This is a genomic window from Corallococcus sp. AB018, assembly GCF_003986945.1.
Taxonomy (GTDB): Bacteria; Myxococcota; Myxococcia; order Myxococcales; family Myxococcaceae; genus Corallococcus; species Corallococcus exiguus.
In genome coordinates, this window is sequence record NZ_RAWR01000080.1 from 1 (window position 1) to 16,713 (window position 16,713).

18 protein-coding genes are annotated in these 16,713 nt (G+C 69.2%); 11 read left to right on the forward strand and 7 right to left on the reverse strand.

Annotated features, from left to right (window positions below):
- Positions 1-2: 2 nt before the first annotated feature.
- The 10 genes from D7Y11_RS18220 (at position 3) to D7Y11_RS18265 (ending at position 9,344) form a co-directional block, all read left to right on the forward strand.
- Entirely contained in the window at positions 3-1,520 is a 1,518-nt protein-coding gene (locus D7Y11_RS18220) for an NAD(P)/FAD-dependent oxidoreductase (protein WP_126934317.1), read from the forward strand.
- Complete coding sequence (locus tag D7Y11_RS18225; protein ID WP_126934318.1) at positions 1,517-2,551, forward strand: phytoene/squalene synthase family protein; 1,035 nt, start codon at positions 1,517-1,519, stop codon at positions 2,549-2,551. Before D7Y11_RS18220 ends, D7Y11_RS18225 begins: the two co-directional genes overlap by 4 nt.
- Positions 2,548-3,999, forward strand: a complete 1,452-nt coding sequence (locus tag D7Y11_RS18230; RefSeq protein WP_126934319.1) for an NAD(P)/FAD-dependent oxidoreductase — start codon at positions 2,548-2,550, stop codon at positions 3,997-3,999. The genes D7Y11_RS18225 and D7Y11_RS18230 overlap by 4 nt, the downstream gene beginning before the upstream one ends.
- Positions 3,996-4,955, forward strand: coding sequence for a carotenoid 1,2-hydratase (locus D7Y11_RS18235; protein WP_126934320.1), 960 nt, complete (start codon positions 3,996-3,998; stop codon positions 4,953-4,955). Before D7Y11_RS18230 ends, D7Y11_RS18235 begins: the two co-directional genes overlap by 4 nt.
- Before the next feature lie 100 nt (positions 4,956-5,055).
- Positions 5,056-6,174 (forward strand): glycosyltransferase, encoded by a 1,119-nt coding sequence (locus tag D7Y11_RS18240; RefSeq protein ID WP_126934340.1) that lies wholly within the window; start codon positions 5,056-5,058, stop codon positions 6,172-6,174.
- On the forward strand, positions 6,171-6,554 hold the full coding sequence (locus tag D7Y11_RS18245) for a lycopene cyclase domain-containing protein (RefSeq protein ID WP_126934321.1): 384 nt from the start codon (positions 6,171-6,173) through the stop codon (positions 6,552-6,554). Before D7Y11_RS18240 ends, D7Y11_RS18245 begins: the two co-directional genes overlap by 4 nt.
- Entirely contained in the window at positions 6,551-6,898 is a 348-nt protein-coding gene (locus D7Y11_RS18250) for a lycopene cyclase domain-containing protein (RefSeq protein ID WP_120618992.1), read from the forward strand. The genes D7Y11_RS18245 and D7Y11_RS18250 overlap by 4 nt, the downstream gene beginning before the upstream one ends.
- On the forward strand, positions 6,895-7,572 hold the full coding sequence (locus D7Y11_RS18255; RefSeq protein ID WP_121754488.1) for a lysophospholipid acyltransferase family protein: 678 nt from the start codon (positions 6,895-6,897) through the stop codon (positions 7,570-7,572). Before D7Y11_RS18250 ends, D7Y11_RS18255 begins: the two co-directional genes overlap by 4 nt.
- Entirely contained in the window at positions 7,569-8,429 is an 861-nt protein-coding gene (locus D7Y11_RS18260; protein ID WP_126934322.1) for a MerR family transcriptional regulator, read from the forward strand. The genes D7Y11_RS18255 and D7Y11_RS18260 overlap by 4 nt, the downstream gene beginning before the upstream one ends.
- A 12-nt stretch (positions 8,430-8,441) precedes the next feature.
- The gene (locus D7Y11_RS18265) at positions 8,442-9,344 is read left to right on the forward strand and encodes a MerR family transcriptional regulator (protein WP_126934323.1); all 903 of its coding nucleotides are present in this window, start codon (positions 8,442-8,444) and stop codon (positions 9,342-9,344) included.
- 13 nt (positions 9,345-9,357) lie between these two features.
- Here the strand turns inward: D7Y11_RS18265 and D7Y11_RS18270 are convergent, their stop codons facing one another.
- The 7 genes from D7Y11_RS18270 to D7Y11_RS18300 form a co-directional block, all read right to left on the reverse strand.
- Entirely contained in the window at positions 9,358-9,708 is a 351-nt protein-coding gene (locus tag D7Y11_RS18270; RefSeq protein WP_126934341.1) for a DUF2019 domain-containing protein, read from the reverse strand.
- Positions 9,709-9,745: 37 nt separating this feature from the next.
- Positions 9,746-10,120: a DUF2019 domain-containing protein gene (locus D7Y11_RS18275; protein ID WP_121754491.1), complete on the reverse strand. Its 375-nt coding sequence runs from the start codon at positions 10,118-10,120 to the stop codon at positions 9,746-9,748.
- Positions 10,117-11,439, reverse strand: coding sequence for a hypothetical protein (locus tag D7Y11_RS18280; RefSeq protein WP_126934324.1), 1,323 nt, complete (start codon positions 11,437-11,439; stop codon positions 10,117-10,119). The genes D7Y11_RS18275 and D7Y11_RS18280 overlap by 4 nt, the downstream gene beginning before the upstream one ends.
- Before the next feature lie 192 nt (positions 11,440-11,631).
- Entirely contained in the window at positions 11,632-12,219 is a 588-nt protein-coding gene (locus D7Y11_RS18285; RefSeq protein ID WP_121754033.1) for a DUF1629 domain-containing protein, read from the reverse strand.
- A gap of 1 nt (position 12,220) precedes the next feature.
- Positions 12,221-12,439, reverse strand: coding sequence for an AHH domain-containing protein (locus D7Y11_RS44335; RefSeq protein ID WP_306770446.1), 219 nt, complete (start codon positions 12,437-12,439; stop codon positions 12,221-12,223).
- Positions 12,440-12,623: 184 nt separating this feature from the next.
- Positions 12,624-14,099 carry a DUF2252 domain-containing protein gene (locus tag D7Y11_RS18295; RefSeq protein WP_233607325.1) on the reverse strand — a complete coding sequence of 492 codons (1,476 nt, stop codon included), beginning with the start codon at positions 14,097-14,099 and terminating at the stop codon, positions 12,624-12,626.
- A gap of 105 nt (positions 14,100-14,204) precedes the next feature.
- On the reverse strand, positions 14,205-15,569 hold the full coding sequence (locus D7Y11_RS18300) for a cytochrome P450 (RefSeq protein WP_126934325.1): 1,365 nt from the start codon (positions 15,567-15,569) through the stop codon (positions 14,205-14,207).
- Positions 15,570-15,874: 305 nt separating this feature from the next.
- Here D7Y11_RS18300 and D7Y11_RS18305 point away from each other — a divergent pair, with 305 nt between their 5' ends.
- Positions 15,875-16,705 carry a hypothetical protein gene (locus tag D7Y11_RS18305; protein ID WP_126934326.1) on the forward strand — a complete coding sequence of 277 codons (831 nt, stop codon included), beginning with the start codon at positions 15,875-15,877 and terminating at the stop codon, positions 16,703-16,705.
- The last annotated feature ends 8 nt before the right edge of the window (positions 16,706-16,713 follow it).

Consider the following 16,713-nt stretch of genomic DNA (forward strand, 5'->3'; position numbering starts at 1 on the left):
TGGTGGTGGTGGGCGCGGGGGTGGGCGGACTGGCCGCGGCGGCGAGGCTCGCGAGGCAGGGCTTCGACGTCCAGGTCTTCGAGAAGACGCACGGCCCGGGAGGCCGGTGCAACCAGCTCCAGGTGGATGGGTTCACCTGGGACGTGGGCCCCACCATCGTGCTGATGCCGGAGGTGTTCGAGGAGACCTTCCGCGCGCTGGGCCGCCGCATCGAGGACTACCTCACGCTGGTGCGGTGCGACCCGAACTACCGGGTGCACTTCCGCGACGGCTCGGACGTCACCTTCACGTCCGAGCTGTGCACCATGGGCCGCGAGCTGGAGCGCGTGGAGCCGGGCAGCTTCCAGCGCTACCTGGCCTTCATGGCGCAGGGCCGTGAGCAGTACCGCATCAGCCTGGATCACTTCGTGGGCCGCAACTTCAACGGCGTGAGCGACTACTTCTCCCCCCGGGTGCTGGCGAAGATTTTCAAGGCACGCGCGCACCGCCGCATGTACGCGGACGTCAGCCGCTACTTCCAGGACGACCGGCTGCGCGCGGCGATGACGTTCCAGACCATGTACCTGGGCGTGTCTCCCTTCGAGTCGCCCGCGGTGTACGGCCTGTTGCCCTTCACGGAGCTGGGCGTGGGCATCTGGTTCCCGAAGGGCGGCCTGTATGCCATTCCGCTCGCGCTGGAGCGCCTGGCGCGCGAGGAGGGCGTGACGCTGCACTACGGCCAGGCGGTGGAGCGCATCCTCACCGAAGGCGGGCGCACCACGGGCGTGCGGCTCGCGGGCGGCGAGGTGGTGTCCGCGGACGCCGTCCTGTGCAACGCGGACCTGCCGTATGCGTACGAGAAGCTCTTGGACCCGAAGGACGCGCCGTTCAAGCGGGGGGAGAAGCTGCGCTTCACCTCCAGCGGCTACATGCTCTACCTGGGCATGAAGAAGAAGGTGCCGGGCCTGCTGCATCACAACGTGATGTTCGGCCGGGACTACGCGGGCTCGTTCGAGGACATCTTCCAGCGCTTCCGCGTGCCGGAGGACCCCAGCTTCTACGTCAACGTGCCCACGCGCACGGATCCGTCGCTGGCGCCGGAGGGGAAGGACTCGCTCTACGTGCTGGTGCCCGTGCCGCATCAGCACCCGGGGATGGACTGGAAGGTGGAGGGCCCGAAGGTGCGCGCGAAGGTGTTCCAGCGCCTGGCGGAGCTGGGGTACCCGGACCTGGAGGCGGACATCGAAGTGGAGCGCGTCTTCACCCCGGATGACTGGGCGGGCACGTACAACCTGGCGCGCGGGAGCGCGTTCGGGCTGGCGCAGAACTTCTTCCAGATTGGTCCCTTCCGTCCGGCCAACGTGGACCCCCGCGTGAAGAACCTCTTCTTCGTGGGCGCCTCCACGCAGCCGGGCACGGGCCTTCCCACGGTGCTCATCTCCGCGCGGCTCGTCACCGAACGGCTGACGGAGTGGGCCCAGAAGCAGGGCGTGGCGCTGTCGCCTCGCGCGGGCGCTCCGGCGGTGGAGGTGGCGGCATGAGCGTCACCGCTTCCTCGGCGCTCATCGCGCAGGGCTACCGGCGCGCACGGGTCGTCACGCGCCACCACGCGAAGAGCTTCTTCTTCGCGTCGTATCTCCTCTTCGGACAGCGGAAGAAGGCGGCCTTCGCGCTGTATGCCTTCTGCCGGCGGCTGGATGACCTGGTGGACGCGGGCGAGAGCGCGCTGCCGGGCGAGGCGCCCATGGACCTGGCGACGCGCCTGGCCCGGGCTCGCGAGCGCGTGGCGGAGGTGTACCTGCCGCTGCCGGAGCTGGCCTCGAAGGAGCTGGGCCCGCCGTCCGCGCGGCAGCCCTCCGCGGAGGCGCCGTCGCCGTGGGACCCGAGCGAGTTCGCGGCGCTGCGCCACACCATCCACCACTACCGGATTCCGGAGCAGCCCTTCCAGGACCTCATCTCCGGCATGGAGATGGACCTGACGAAGGTGCGCTACGACACGTGGGAGGAGTTGGACCTGTACTGCTACCGGGTTGCAGGTGTGGTCGGGTTGATGCTGACGCCGGTGCTGGGCTGCGAGGACTCGCGCGCGGTGGAGCCGGCGGCGGACCTGGGCCGCGCGATGCAGCTCACCAACATCCTTCGCGACGTGCGCGAGGATCTGGAGCGCGGCCGGGTGTACCTGCCCTCGGAGGAACTGCGGGCCTTTGGCCTCACCGAGGACGACCTGCGCGCGGGGCGGGTGGACGCGAAGTGGCGCGACTTCATGCGCTTTCAAATCCAGCGCGCGCGGGCGTACTACGCGCGGGCGGCGGCGGGCGTGCGCTACCTCACCGGCTTTGGCAGCCAGCGCATGGTGCGGCTGATGGGCTCCATCTACGGCGACATCCTGCGCGACATCGAGGCGCGGGATTACGACGTGTTCAGGGGCCGGGCCCACACGACGACGGCACGCAAGCTGGAGCTGACGGCGACCGTGTTCCTTCGGCCCCGGGCCGCGCTGCCGGAAGCGCCCCTGGCCCTGCCGTCCGCGCCGGTGCCGCTTTTGCCCACGGGCACGGGAGGCTCGCGATGAAGGCCTCGCGCGTGGCGGTGATTGGCGGTGGCATTGGCGGGCTGACGGCCGCGGGCCTCCTGGCGAAGGAGGGCCACGCGGTGACGCTGTTCGAAAGCGGCCCGACGCTGGGCGGCAAGGCGCAGGCGGTGATGGTGGAGGGGCTCACGCTGGACACGGGCCCCACGCTGCTCACGTTGCCGGCGCTGGTGCGCGGCACGTTCGAGCAGTTGGGCGCGCTGGACCTGCTGCCACCGTTCACGGAGCTGGAGCCGCAGTGCACCTACCACTTCACGGACGGGTGCGGCTTCACGGCGTACAAGGACCTGGAGCGCATGGCGGACAGCGCCGCGGAGCTGCGGCCCGTGGAGCGCAAGGGCGTGCACTCCTTCTACGCGGAGGCCGCGGCCATCTGGCGCGCGGCGGGCGAGCCCTACCTGGAAGCCCCCTTCGAGGGCATGGCCGGCTTCATGGCGCGCGTGGCCCGCAGGGGCATTGGCGCGATGCTGGCCGGGATGAAGATGGACACGCTGCATGCGCTGGCGGCGAAGCACTTCCAGACGAATCACCTGCGGCAATACGCGGGGCGCTTCGCCACCTACGCGGGCGGGTCGCCGTACGCGTCCAGCGCGGCGTTCGCGCTCATCCCGCACATCGAGCATGCGTATGGCGTGCACCACGTGCGCGGCGGCATCGGCGCGCTGGTGGAGGCGCTGGGGCAGGCGGTGCGGCGGCTGGGCGTGACGGTGCACCTGGACACGCGCGCGCGCTTCGAGCGCATCACCGAGGGCTACCGCGTGGAGCCGGTCGCGGAGGTGTTCGACAGCGTGGTGGTGAACGCGGATCCGCTGGCGTCGCTGCGCCGGGAGTCGGAGCCGCTGTCGCTGTCCGGCTTCGTGCTGCTCCTGGAGGTGGAGGGGCGCACAGCGGTGCCGCACCACGCGGTGATGTTCGGCGGAGATTACCGGAAGGAGTTCGATGAACTCTTCGCGGGTCAGCTCGCCGAGGACCCCACGGTGTATGTCTGCAACCCGTCCGCCACGGATTCGAGCATGGCGCCGCCGGGCCGCACGGGGCTGTTCGTGATGGTGAACGCGCCGGCCATGCCGCTGGAGGAGGGCAGGGCGGATCAGGCCCGGCGTGATTGGGAATCCAGCGCGGAGCGCGTGCGCGAGCAGATGTTCGAGAAGCTCGTGCGGCACTACCCGGCGTTGAAGGGGCGCGTGCGCGTGGTGGGGCAGCGCTCGCCGGTGGACCTGGCGGCGCGCGGGGCTCCGGGTGGTTCCATCTACGGCTTCCTGCCGCACGGCCGCTTCGGTCCGTTCCGCAGGCCGCGCATCCGGGGCGGCACGCCGGGGCTGTTCTTCGCGGGCGGCGGCACGCACCCGGGCGGCGGGGTGCCGCTGGTGATGCTGTCGGGCCGGTTCGCGGCCCAGATGGCGTCCGCGCACCTGCGGGAGGTCGCATGAAGTCCGTCCTCGCGCAGAACCTCCTGTCCGGCGCGGCGGAGTCGTGCGCGCTGCCCGCGCTGCCGGACATGGCGGGGGCGTACCGCTGGTTCTACGCGGACGTGAGCGCAGGGCCGTACAGCGCGGTGTGCATCTTCATGCTGGGGTCGTTGTTCTCACCGCGTTACTCCGTCGCGGCCCGGCGTGGAGGCCATCCGCTGGCGTACAGCGCGGTGAACTTCGCGCTCTACCACCAGGGTGTGCGCAAGTTGTGGGTGCTGAGCGAGTACCCGCGCGTGGAGATGCAGGGGCCGGGACGGCTGCGCATCGGCCGCTCCACGTTGACGCACGCGGTGGATGGCACGGTGCGCATGGACGTGGATGACGGGACGGCGCCGTGGGGCCGTCCGGTGCGCGCCAGCCTGACGTTGCGGCCGCTGACGGGGCGGGGCACGGAGGTGCAGCTCATGTCGGGTCTGCCGCATTACTGGCAGGCATTGGCGCCCCGCTCCGAGGCCCGGCTGGAGGTGTCCACGCTGGGCGTGACGGCGGAGGGGATGGGCTACCACGACACGAACCACGGCCAGGAGTTGCTGGGCGCGCGGCTGTCCGGCTGGCACTGGGCGCGCACGCACCACGCGAACCACACGGTGGTGGACTACCACCTGCCGGACGGCGTGGCGCCGGTGCGCATGATTGCGGGCGCGAATGGCGTGGTGTGCGAGCGCGGCCCGAACCCCGAGGCGCGTCCCACGAACCTGACGGGCTGGGGGCTGCGCGTCCCCTCGAAGCTGCACACGGGCAACGAGGTGGTGGGCGTACCGCACCTGCTGGAGTCGTCGCCCTTCTACGCGCGCCTGGAGTCGCGGCGGGACACGCTGGACACGATGGGCGAGGTGGCGGACTTCCGCCGCTTCCATTCCCCGTTCATCCGCTGGATGGCGCACTTCCGCACGCGCGTGGGGAGGGCGGCATGAAGGCGGCCATGCGTCGGCATGAGTGCGCACGGCGTTCGAATCGCGCCATGAACGCGCGTGGGCAGGCGCTGCATTCATGCGAGCGCAAGGGGCGGACGCCATGAACGCGCTCGGCTTCTTCACGCTCGGGTGGACGGCGATGGCCGGTGGCTTCAGCGCGGTGGCGCTGGCTCGGCTGTATCGCCGTGCAACCGTGACGGTCGGAGGGCCACTGCCTTCCGTGCTGCTCCTGCGCCCCGTGGATGCGCCCACGCCGCTGGAGCTGGAGAACCTGGCGCACCGTATCGACTACGCGGGACCGCTGGAGCAGGTGGTGCTGTCTCCATACCGGCCGCGCCTGGCAGAGGGCGTGCGCTGGCTTCCGAGCGACCCCGTGTGCCCCAACCGCAAGGTGGGCCATCTGCTCTACGCCCTGGAGACGCTTGATGTTCGCGGACGGGTGGTGCTCGCGGTGGACGCGGACGTGGCGGTGACGGGCGCGCTGGTGGAGGGCCTGGCCTCTCCGCTCGTGGCCGGCGCCGCCTTGAGCACCGCTGCTCCCACGCCCGTGGGCGCGATGGACGCGGCGGGCCGCGCGATGGCGGGACTGCTTCGCTACACGCATCACAGCTTCCGCGCGCTGCACGCGATGAGCGCGGGCGCGCAGGCCGTGTGCGGCAAGGCGCTCGGGCTGTCACCGCGCGCGGCGGAAGAACTGGTCGGACTGTCGGACCACATTGGCGAGGACCTGGAGCTGGCGAAGCGGCTGCACGCGCGTGGCCTGGAGGTGGCCCTGAGCCCCTCGCCTGCGTGGGTGCCTGTCGCCAACGGGACGTCGTGGCGCGTGCCGCTGGAGCGGTTCACGCGCTGGATGCAGGTGCTCGCGAGCCACCGGCCCGGTCTGTATCCCACCGTGCCGCTGCTCTTCACGCCCACCGTGCCGCTGCTGCTCCTGGCCGCGTGGCTTCATGAGCCCGCTGTGTGGCTCGCGGTGGCGGCGCTCGTCGCCGTGCGCACGTTGCTGTCGCTGCGCCTCGCCGCGCTGAGCCGAGTGCCCTCGGAAGTGGACCGGGGCCACGCGCTGACGGACTGGATGCAGGGTGAGTTGCTGCTGCTCGCGGCCTTCGCGGCCTCGCTGACGCGGCAGGGAAGGGTGACCTGGCGCGGCCATACCTACGCGCTGGAAGCTGGGGGACGCATGGTGCGGGTGGCGTCGCAGTGGAGTGGAGGCCCGGGATGACCTACGCGCGCTTCCTGGGCATCTTCGTCGTCCTGCCCATCCTGTTCCTGCTCGTGCGCTATCGCCGCACGCTGTCGTGGCGCGGGCTCGCGCCCATGGGCTTGCTGTTCATCGTCGTCTACGCGGCCACGTCGCCGTGGGACAACATGGCCGTGAAGTGGGGCCTGTGGGGCTTCGACCCGGAGCGCATCTGGGGCGTGAAGCTGGGCTACCTGCCGCTGGAGGAGTACCTCTTCTTCGGCCTCCAGACGCTGCTCGTGGGACTGTGGGCGCGCGACCGGCTGGAGCGCGTGCTGGCGAAGAAGCCTCAGCCCGTGGCTCACGAGCAGAAGTCCGTCCGCGCGGAGCGGACCCTGGAGCCTTCCGAGGTGTCGCCATGATGGAGACGCGCTGGGCGTACCTCATCCACCTGCTGGCGTGGACGCTGCCTGTGATTGCCATCCAGCTGGCGGTGCTCGTGAACCACTACAAGTCCCGCTCGGGCGAGGTGCTGCGCGCGGTGCTGCCCCCGGCCCTGGTCGTTGGCGTGTACCTGTCCATCGCGGATCACCTGGCCATCTCCACTGGCATCTGGAACTTCGGAGAGGGACGCCACGTGGGCGTGTACATCGGCGCCGTACCGCTGGAGGAGATCCTCTTCTTCCTCATCACGAGCGTGCTGGTGTCGCTGGGGCTCGCGCTGTTCACGGCGCTCCTGCGGCTCCGGGAGGCTCGGGCGTCTTGATTCGCGCGGCCAAGGGTGGGCCCTTCGGGTGGGCGGTGGACCGGTACATCGGGTGGAAGGTCCGCTCGACGTTCCGGGGCCTGTGGGTGCGCGGCGAGCTGCCCACCGACGGCGTGGGCCGGCTCGTCTACCTGAACCACTCCAACTGGTGGGATGGCTTCGTGCTGCACCAGCTCTGCCAGGCGGCGGGCTGGGACGGGTACTGCCTCATGGACGAGGAGAACCTCCGCCGCTATCCCTTCCACACGAAGATGGGCGCCTTCAGCATTCGCAAGCAGGACGCGATGTCGTCCCTGTCCTCCCTGCGGTACGCGAAGGAGTTGCTGCGCAAGCCGCGCGCGGCCGTGTGTGTCTTTCCGGAAGGCGAGCACCGGCCCTTCGGCGTCCACCCGCTGAAGCTGGAGCGCGGTGTGGAGTTGCTCGCCCGCGCGGCGAAGGCGGAGTGCGTGCCCATCGCCATCCGCTACGCCTTCTTCGAGCACGAGCGTCCGGACGTCTTGCTGGAGGTGGGCGAGGTCCACGAGGCCGGTCCGCTGGAGCGCTTCCAGAGCGGGCTGGAGACGGTGGTGCGGCGGGTGTCCGAGGCCACGAGCCTGGAGGGGTTCACGCGGAAGATGGCGGGGGCACGCGGCGTGGCGGAGCGCTGGGACCGCGCGCGAGGCTTGAGCCCATGAGCCTGCGCATCCGCACCATCGCCCGGCTCACCGGCATCCGCGAGGCCACCCTGCGCGCCTGGGAGCGCCGCCATGGCTTCCCGCGCCCGGAGCGCAGCGAGAACAACTACCGCGTCTATTCACGCGACGAGGTGGAGGCCGTCCGCCGGGTGGCGAAGCTGATGGAGGAGGGGCTCTCGGTGAGCGAGGCCATCGCCCAGGTGCGCGACGAGCCCCGGACGTCCGTCCCTCCGTTGGCGCGGCATGTGGAGCGCTTCTGGGCGGCGGTGATGGTGCTGGACTCGGAGGCCGCGGACGCGGCGCTGTCCGCGGCCCAGGTGGGGCTGTCCGCGACCACGTATTGCGACACCGTCCTCATTCCGCTGCTGCGCGAGATGGCCTCGCGCCTGGACGTGGCGCGCGAGCACATGGCGTCCGCGCTGGTGCGGCATCGGCTGCGCATGCTGCTGGCGGGGATGGAGCGTGTGGGCGAAGGGCCCCGGGGAGTCCTGGCGTGTCCTGCGAGGGACCACCACGAGGGCGGGCTGCTCGCGCTGGGCGTGCACCTGAAGGCGCGGGGCTGGCGGGTGACGCTGCTGGGGGCGGACACGCCCGCGGAGGCGTTGGAGGGGGCCTGTTTGCAGGTGCGCCCGGACCTGGTGGCGCTGTCGTTCATCCGCCGCCGGGACTCGGCCGACTTCGTCTCGGTGTTGTCCGAAGCGATGCATGCGTGCGCGCCCGCGCCGGTGGTGGTAGGCGGGCCTGGGGCGAGGGAGCACCTGAAGACGCTGTTCACCCTGGGCGCGCAGTACGCGGAGTCCGCGGAGGAGCTCATCGCCGTCTGGCAGCAGGCGCGAAACGCGCAAAACCGACCGTGAAGCACGCACACCATGGCTGAGCGCACCTATCGCATCCACATCGCCGCGGAGTTGTCGGGAGTCCGGGTGGAGCTCATCCGGGCCTGGGAGCGCCGCTACGGGGTGCTCGAGCCGGAGCGCACGCCCGCGGGCTATCGCGTCTACACCGACCGTGACGTAGCCCTGCTCAAGCGGCTCAAGGCGCTGACGGACGAGGGTGTTGCCATCAGCGAGGCTGCGAAGCTGCTGCCACAGCTGCGCGCGGAGCTGGACGTGGCGCCTTCCGCGCCCATCGAGAATCTTCAGGCGCGGACCGGGTCGCAGCCGGAGACGTGGCGCGCGGCGGTGATGGCCGCGGCCGAGGCGTATGATCAGCCCCGCGTCGTGCGCATCCTGGACGAGGTGCTGACAGCGCTACCGCCGTTGAAGGCCTTCGAGGACGTGCTGGTGCCGGTGCAGCGCGAGGTGGGCGACCGTTGGCACGCGGGCACGTTGACGGTCGCGCAGGAGCACCTGGTGACGCAGGTGGTGCGCGAGCGGCTGGTGAGCCTGCTGCACGGTGCCCCACGGGGAGGACGCAAGCACGCGGTGCTGGCGTGCTTCCCGGAGGAGGAGCACGAGATCGGCCTGTTGGGCGTGGCGCTGCGGCTGCGCCACGCGGGCATGCGGGTGACGCTGTTGGGGCAGCGCGTGCCGGCGGAAGGACTGGGTGAGACGGTGGCCCGGGCAAAGCCAGACGTGGTGGGCCTGTCGGCGGTGATGAACCGGGGCGCCACGGTGTTCGAGGACGTGCTGACGCGCATCCAGGCTGCGTTGCCCAAGGGCCTGCCTCTCTGGGTGGGAGGCCCCGCCGCCCAGGCGCACGCGGAGGTCTGCGAACGCCTGGGCGTGAGGCTCTTTGCTCACGAGGACGACTGGACGCGGATGGCGGGCTGAAGCGCCCCCGTCGCTATTCCGGATCCAGGGCCCAGGTGCCCTCAGCCCAGCGTTTCAAGGTCTGTCCTGCCTTGAAAGGCACGAATCCTTCGCCCCTGGCCGCCTCCATCAAGACCTCGCGTGCCTCATGCGTCCGGTAGCGAAGCAGGTAGGCCGCGGCCATGACTCGCACATCCATCCTTGGATGACTGAAAAGCACCGAGAGCGCCTCGCGGCCTGCATCCCCATGCGCCCGGAGTTGCTCGAAAGCGGAGATGTACTTCCTCGCGCATCGGTTCCCGGTCTTCGCGTCGCCCTGCCAGATCGCGTCGGTCTGGGCGGCGACGTTCTCGGCAAACTCCCTGACCAAGCCCTCCAGAGTCATCACCAACTGCTTCTCCGGCCCGCTCACTGGAACAGTCCTACTCTTCCAGGGGAAGGGCTCCGTTCTTCCACGCATCAAGGGTCATGGCCGCACTGAGACCCATCAGGCTCGACGCAGGCGTAGACAACATGGAGAGCACCGCCTCTGCCTCACTGGAGGCGAACCGCAAGGCAGCTGTCGCCGCCCAATATCTCGTTCCTTCCTCGGGGTCGGAGAGCAAACCCAGCAAGGCCGCCTCCGCCTCAGTCCCGCGCGCTCGTAACTCTCGCCTGACGGCGGCCGCGTGCTTGTACTCCTTGTTGGCGGCGCGAGTGTTGAGCGCGTTCAACAATCGACCGTGTTTCGCTGAGACCTCGCGAAAGCGCACGATCAACTCTTCCAGCGTCAGCGTCTTGAGGTCCTTTGTCTTCATGGAATGGCTCCGTACTTTCTCATGGTTTTCAGTCCGAATGCCCGCTGTGCTTCATAGGACTGCACCCGAAGCCACTCTCGAACGACTCGACCTCCCGCAGCGTCTTGCACGGATGAGTAGAACGCACTGAGCAACTTGTGCTTCTGCTCATCAATGGCGATGACATTCTCGGTGTTGTGGATGGCCTCCGGCCCGAAGCGCTGCACGTTTCCGGGCGTCTGCTCGACGATGTGGTGCCATTGTTTTCCGCTGCCCGCAGGCCCCATCGCTTTCTTGAAGCCACTGAAGGTCTTCCACGCCTTGACGCGGGACTTCACCGGCCCATTCGATGACATCGCGACAGCGCCTGGCGCGAGGCCGAGTGTGAATCCGTCCGCGGCGATGGCAACCGTCTCGACCTGCCCCATGGCTGCGTAGACCACGCCGGCCTCCGCCTCGGCGCGTACGGCGGCCTGGGCCACCCCTGGCAGGCCCGGGAGCTTCGCACCAAGCGTCGCCCCCGTGCTTCCAATGGCCGCCGTCGCCAGCATCACGAAGGCCCGTGCCGCCTGCCGGCCCATCACCTTGCCGAATCGCTCTCCCGCTCCGCGCAGCTCGTCAAACGTCAGCGCCGCATCCGACTCCGCCATCAGGTGCTGGAAGCCCTGGATGAGGGCCCAGAACGTGTCGATGCCCACGTAGCCGATGAGCGCCGCCGTGAGCACCGCCGCCACGCCCTTCGTCGCGGGCTCGGGCACGGTCCAGAGCAGCGCATACGTGACCGCTGTCCACAGAGCGGCCTGCATCAGCGCTTCGGGATTCGCCATGTCCTTCACGGCGTCCCACAACTCGTCCAGCACCGCCCCCTTCGCCAACGCGAGCGCCAGGGCGAAGCGCGCGTCCCCCGTGATGACCGGGCTCTCCTTCAGCAGTCCCAGGCAGTCACCGGCCCGTCCGGTCCGTCCGCACCAGCGCAAGTAGGCGCGGGTCATCTCCACGTCAGGCTGCGTCTGCTCGGAGGACAGGTGCTCACCCGGCCCGAGCGGCGTGATGCGGCGGCGCCGCACATCCACCAGGTACGAACCGCTCCGGGGCTCCACCTCGAAGAGTCGCCGGGCCGCATCCTGGGCCCTCGGTGACAACCGAAGCCCCGGAGCCAGCCTCGCCACGGCCTCCTTCAGCGCCCCCGCATCAAGTGGGACCGGCCGGGCCGTTCCATCCGCACGAGGCACGTGGACGACAGGCGCACCGCCCCCCGTGTCGAGCCGGACGACCTTCGTTGCACTGCTGCACCCGACTAGCGCCCAGAACAGGGACAGCACCAGCCATGGAAGCCGCATCAGAATCTCCAATTGCGAGCAATCGTCTCGGCTCAGGCGAAGGCATTCTTTCGGTGCACCCGGAGCGAAGGGAAATGGGTCGCAGGCGGCTGCCGCTCCGGGGAATCCCGCTCATGGTAGCAGCGGCCGTTCAGGGACGGCCATCCCCAAGAGAGACACTTCAGGCCCTCTGGCCCGTGGAGCGCTCCTCACTCAGGGTGTGCGTTGCGGACCCGTCACGCGGTTGAAGAACACTCCCGTGTTGCCGACTCTTTCAATTCCCTCCTTGACCTCCTCGGAGACAATCAGGGCCAGTTCCCAACCCACGGGGCGGAAGACACGCGCATCTTCAATTTTCGAAGTGTCGATACGCAGGCCAGAGATTGAGCGGTACTCGCCTACCCGCTCGGGTACAGCCCCGTCCGGAGGATATATCTGGACCTCGCGACAGTTGGCTTCGTCAATGCACTTGAAGCGCCGGGTCGCGTTGACGACATAGTATCGCTCTGGCGTCCCCTCAATCTCTATCGGGAACAACTGCACGTCGTCAGGCGCGAGTTCCCGGAAGACGCTCGCGGCCTGCTCATTCGCAATGGGCGTGCGGTCTGCATTGGCTACCGAAAAGGTGCGCTTCGTATCAACGTGAAAGGGGGTTGTCTTGAGAGGTCCCGGGTCAATCACCGGTCTGCCTTCCACGAACATCCACGGTTCCTCCAGCGAGCCCCCGTCCATGGGGACGGGTGTATCAAGGCACCACTGAGATACATCCCCAATCTCCACCGCGTAGAATTCTCGCGCCATCTCAGCCTCCACCCACCACGACCAGTTGCCTCAAATCCGAGCCAGTCGTAAGAAGATCTCCTGCAATCCTTGCCAGCTCCTCAATCAGGCGGCCCCGACACGGCTCCTCTGATTTGCATCGCCCCAACGCCTTCTCCAATCGGTCGAGAATAGCCCGATGGTATTCGCGTGGGTGCGGCCCCTGATGGGCTTTCAGACGTACCTGGTTCGCTTGGTGCAGATGTGATGAACAGGGCCCTCTGCGTTACCGGGTATTCGTCCCTGCTGGTATATCGCAATCGCTGCGACGGCACCCGGTGCGAGCGTGACGTTGAGCACACCCCGTCGCGAGCAGCAGCAACAGCGTGACGGCTCCGGCCAGCCTCATGGCGCTCCCCAAGCTCAGGAAGCGCGGCATCCTGACCTCAGTGTGTCAGGGCCTCCAGGGCTTTCGCCTGCGCGTCGATGAAGTGCCCGTAGTCCGAATCCACCTGATCCGAATAGGCACAGGCGAACTCGGTGACGGCTTCGTCGAAGTGGTCCTTGGTGCCCAGGTATCCCGCGATGAGCGCGGCGTCGCCGGTGCGCGCATGGGCGCGGGCCAGGGTGGCTCCACACGCGTCCGCGTAGTCCTGGAACACCGGCCCCTCCATCTTCTCCGCGTCCAGCGAGCCCTTCATGTCGCGCAGCTGGCGCACGTAGAAGGCGCCCATGCCCTCCACCTCCGTCCAGCCGAGGAACAGGTCGGAGAAGGCCTGCATGCGCCGCTGGCCCACCACCACGCGCTCTCCCGCGCTGTGGAACTCGCTGGGACCCAGGTAGGGCTCCATCACGGAGGCCTTGGCCTCCTTGAGCTGCAACACCAACGGGTCCTCTCCACCGTTGCCTTCACACAGCACGACGTAGGCTTGCAGCCCCACGCTGCCCACGCCCACGACCTTGAAGCCCCACTCCTTGCGCCGGTAGCGCAGGCACAAATCCCTCACCGCTCCGTCCAGCGACTCCAGGTAGCCCACCGTGAGCCGCTTGATGCGCCGATCCAGCTCCGTGGACGACACGTCCATCTTCACCGCGCTGAGCGGGAAGAGCAGGGGCGGCTGGTAGGCCAGGTGTCGCTGGCCGTTGCGCTCCACGGTGAGCTTCTCCACCGCGTGCGCGCTCGTGTGTCGCTTCGCCTTCTCCACCGCCTCCGCGGCGAGCTTCGCGGTGTCGACGGAGTCGGAGTTCTTCAGCTCCTTCGCGTCCACGTGGAGCGACCAGACCTCCAGGAGGCTCCGGGTCGTCAACTCGCGCATCGTGAGCCTGTAGGACTCCACGGCCTTGCGCGCGGCCTTCTTGCCGCAGCGGGCACCCAGGCCGTTCTGCTTCGCGGCCACGACGAAGCTCGCGGCCAGGCGCTTCACGTCCCATTCGAAGGGGCCGGGCAGCGTCTCGTCGAAGTCGTTGAGGTCGAAGATGAGGTTGCGCTCGGGCGTGCCGAACAGGCCGAAGTTGGCCAGGTGCGCGTCTCCGCAAATCTGACTGCGCAGGCCGCTGTGCGGCGTGTGGGCCAGGTCGCGCGCCATGACGAAGGGCGTGCCGCGCAGGAAGGCGAACGGGGACTCGGACATGCGCTCATGGCGCACGGGCACCAGCCACGGCAACCGCGTGGCGTCGGACTCCTTGAGCTGCGCGAGCGGGTCGCGTCCCCGGAAGGCCTTCCACGCGGCGTGGCTGCTCCGGGGACAGCGCTTGCGCAGGGCGCGGCCCGCGTCCATGCGCTCCTCCACGGAGCGGAAGTCCACGGCCTGCAGCCGCGAGGGCTTCAGCTTCCGGGGCGTGCGCCGCATGCGCTGCTGTTTCTGGTTGGATACGAGGGGAACCTTCGCGGCTCCCAGCTCGGATGTACCGTCCGCATCCATGGGGTGTGTGACTCCTCACCGCCAAAAGTGGGACCGGCACCCCGGAACCGGAAGCGTCCGGGGCCGGAAAATCGCTCACCCCTGGAGCAGGGGCGGATGCAGTGTTCAGTCCCGAAGGAACACCTTCCTCGGCGTGAGCGGGATGCCGCCCTTTGGACGCAGGGTGATGGCGGGAAGAACCTCCGGTGCGGGCCCTGGCGCGGCGTCGAAGTGGAAGCGCTGGAGCACCGTGGCCAACACCAGGCGGATGACCATCAATGCGGAGCCCGCGCCGATGCAGAGCCGGGGCCCTCCTCCGAAGGGACAGTAGGCGAAGCGCGGGATGCGCCGCTCCAGCCCGTCCGCCCAGCGCTCGGGTCGGAAGGACTCCGGCTCCGGGAAGTGGCTCGCGTCCCGGTGCAGCGCCCACTGGGACCACGCGACCACCGTCCCTGCTGGCACGTGGACGCCGTCCATCCGGTCGTCCTGCTCCGCCACCCGGCTCATGCCCCACGCGGGCGGATACAGACGCAGCGACTCCTTCACCACCTGCTCGCAGTACGGCAGTGACGGCAGGTCCGCCACCGTGGGCTCGCGGCCTCCCAACACCGTGGCCAGCTCCCGCCGCAGCGCTGCTTCCGCCTCCGGATGGCGCGCCAGCAACCACAGACTGAGCGCCAGCGCGGCGGCCGTCGTCTCATGCCCGGCGATCATCAATGTCAGACATTCGTCGCGCAGCTGCGCGTCCGTCAGGTGCTCGCCTTCCTCGGCCTGGGCCTCCAGCATCAGGCCCAGCAGGTCGTCACCCGTGCCTCCCTGCCTCCTTCGGCGCTCCACCACGTCATCCACGACGGCGTGCAATGCGCGCAGGCCGGCCCTGAACCGCAGCTGTCCCGGCGTGGGCACCCAGGCGGGCAGGGTGATGGGCGTGTCGAAGAGGTGCTGGGCATGCAGCATCACCGCCTCCATGGCCCGTCCCAGCTCCCTCGCCTGCGCGGAGAGGTTCGCGCCGAAGAGCGTCTCCGCCACCACGTCCAACGTCAGCGCCATCATCTCCGGGTACGCGTCGAAGGACACTCCCTCCCGCCGTGACGCCATCCAGGTGTTCGCGGCCTTCACCGCCACGCTCCCGTGCGCGGCCAGCAGGTTCTTGTGGAAGGCCGGCTGCATCATCCGCCGCCGCCGCATCCAGAAGTCGCCGTGGCTGGTGAACAGGCCGTGGCCCACCACCGCCTCCAGGGCGCGCTTCTGGAACGCGTCCTTCGGGTAGTTGCGGAAGTTCTTCACCAACACGTGCTCGATGGCCTCCGACGTGTTGAGCAGGTAGACGTCCGTCCCCACGAAGCGGGTCCGCACCACCGCGCCCCGGTCCGCGTAGCGCAGGAAGAATCCCAGCGGATCCTTCCGGTACTCCAGCCCCTGCCCCACCCACGGCAGCCCCGCGGGAAGTCGGGGCGGAAGGACCGCGGAGTCGGAAGGGGCGGCGTGCATGCGGCGACTCCTGGACGGGGGCACAAAAGACCTTCCCGAGCGCTCGAGTGTACCCGAGCCAGACCGGTGGAGGCCCAACGGTGACGGCGCACGCTACAGACCCAGGCGCGTGTGACATGCGGGGCTACTGCAACTTACCGCGTCAGCGGTGTTTCCGAGGGAATCCGGAAAATTTGTTTTCGCATGTTACTGGCTCGGCGGGTGCAGAAGCCGTCGGCACCGCTCGCGGGGCGGATGTCTCGCGCGCGGTGTTTCACCCACCGGGTGAAACACACCCCATTTTCGAGGTTGAAGACATGCGGACGATGAAGACCGGATTCGTGATGGCGGCGGCGTTCCTGGCGCTGGCGGGTTGCCAGGGCCCGGACGACAGCGCGCAGGCCCCCACGGGCACGCAGGAGTCGCAGGCGCAGGGCTGTGTCTCGCGGTTCAATGGCATCCAGAGCTGCGCGGTGGGCAACGCGCAGCTGGCCGCCACGGCGGAGGGGCTCCAGGTGTTCGGGCTCGCGCAGGGGACCGCGAACGGCGTGGCCAGCCACTTCTCCAACGCGACGGGCTGGCAGCAGGCCGCGCGGATGAACCTGGGCGGCGGTCAGGGCCAGTTCTCGCTGGCCGCGCGTGACGCGGACCAGGTGGTCAGCACCCTGAGCGTCACGCCGAGCGCGAACGGCTCGCAGCTGTCCGTGGCGCCCGCCTTCACCGGCACGGCCGGTGGCTCCACCTACCGCGTCAACGTGTACCGCGACGGCGTGTTCCAGGGCGGCGGCACCCACGAGCCCGCGGCCCGCGTCGTCATCTTCACGGACTGGATGGGCAACGTGTACATGGCCTGGGGCTTCGCGGCCATCGACTTCCGCCACCTGCCGTTCCCGTTCGCCGTGCGCGCGGACTCCGTGCCCCAGACCGAGGACGGCGCCTGCATCTGGCGCATGAGCCTCAAGGGCAAGACCTTCACCACCCAGGTGAATGGCCAGCAGCTCACCGGTGACACCCTGGAGCTGGTGGAGCAGATCGGCGACGGCGCCTATCCCTACCGCCACTTCTCCGGCATCGACGTGAAGGGCTCCGCTGGCAGCTACACCATCGTGAACGAGGCCACCGCACTGGTCAGCGCCGACGGCGCCCAGGCTCGCTAAGCCATTCC

What these genes read in the sequence shown, in the direction of transcription:
- D7Y11_RS18225 (WP_126934318.1), top strand. Translation starts at nt 1,517, where the DNA reads ATGAGCGTCACCGCTTCCTCGGCGCTCATCGCGCAGGGCTACCGGCGC.
- D7Y11_RS18230 (WP_126934319.1), top strand. Translation starts at nt 2,548, where the DNA reads ATGAAGGCCTCGCGCGTGGCGGTGATTGGCGGTGGCATTGGCGGGCTG.
- D7Y11_RS18235 (WP_126934320.1), top strand. Translation starts at nt 3,996, where the DNA reads ATGAAGTCCGTCCTCGCGCAGAACCTCCTGTCCGGCGCGGCGGAGTCG.
- D7Y11_RS18240 (WP_126934340.1), top strand. Translation starts at nt 5,056, where the DNA reads ATGAACGCGCTCGGCTTCTTCACGCTCGGGTGGACGGCGATGGCCGGT.
- D7Y11_RS18245 (WP_126934321.1), top strand. Translation starts at nt 6,171, where the DNA reads ATGACCTACGCGCGCTTCCTGGGCATCTTCGTCGTCCTGCCCATCCTG.
- D7Y11_RS18250 (WP_120618992.1), top strand. Translation starts at nt 6,551, where the DNA reads ATGATGGAGACGCGCTGGGCGTACCTCATCCACCTGCTGGCGTGGACG.
- D7Y11_RS18260 (WP_126934322.1), top strand. Translation starts at nt 7,569, where the DNA reads ATGAGCCTGCGCATCCGCACCATCGCCCGGCTCACCGGCATCCGCGAG.
- D7Y11_RS18265 (WP_126934323.1), top strand. Translation starts at nt 8,442, where the DNA reads ATGGCTGAGCGCACCTATCGCATCCACATCGCCGCGGAGTTGTCGGGA.
- D7Y11_RS18270 (WP_126934341.1), bottom strand. Translation starts at nt 9,708, where the DNA reads ATGACTCTGGAGGGCTTGGTCAGGGAGTTTGCCGAGAACGTCGCCGCC.
- D7Y11_RS18275 (WP_121754491.1), bottom strand. Translation starts at nt 10,120, where the DNA reads ATGAAGACAAAGGACCTCAAGACGCTGACGCTGGAAGAGTTGATCGTG.
- D7Y11_RS18280 (WP_126934324.1), bottom strand. Translation starts at nt 11,439, where the DNA reads ATGCGGCTTCCATGGCTGGTGCTGTCCCTGTTCTGGGCGCTAGTCGGG.
- D7Y11_RS18285 (WP_121754033.1), bottom strand. Translation starts at nt 12,219, where the DNA reads ATGGCGCGAGAATTCTACGCGGTGGAGATTGGGGATGTATCTCAGTGG.
- D7Y11_RS18295 (WP_233607325.1), bottom strand. Translation starts at nt 14,099, where the DNA reads ATGGATGCGGACGGTACATCCGAGCTGGGAGCCGCGAAGGTTCCCCTC.
- D7Y11_RS18300 (WP_126934325.1), bottom strand. Translation starts at nt 15,569, where the DNA reads ATGCACGCCGCCCCTTCCGACTCCGCGGTCCTTCCGCCCCGACTTCCC.
- D7Y11_RS18305 (WP_126934326.1), top strand. Translation starts at nt 15,875, where the DNA reads ATGAAGACCGGATTCGTGATGGCGGCGGCGTTCCTGGCGCTGGCGGGT.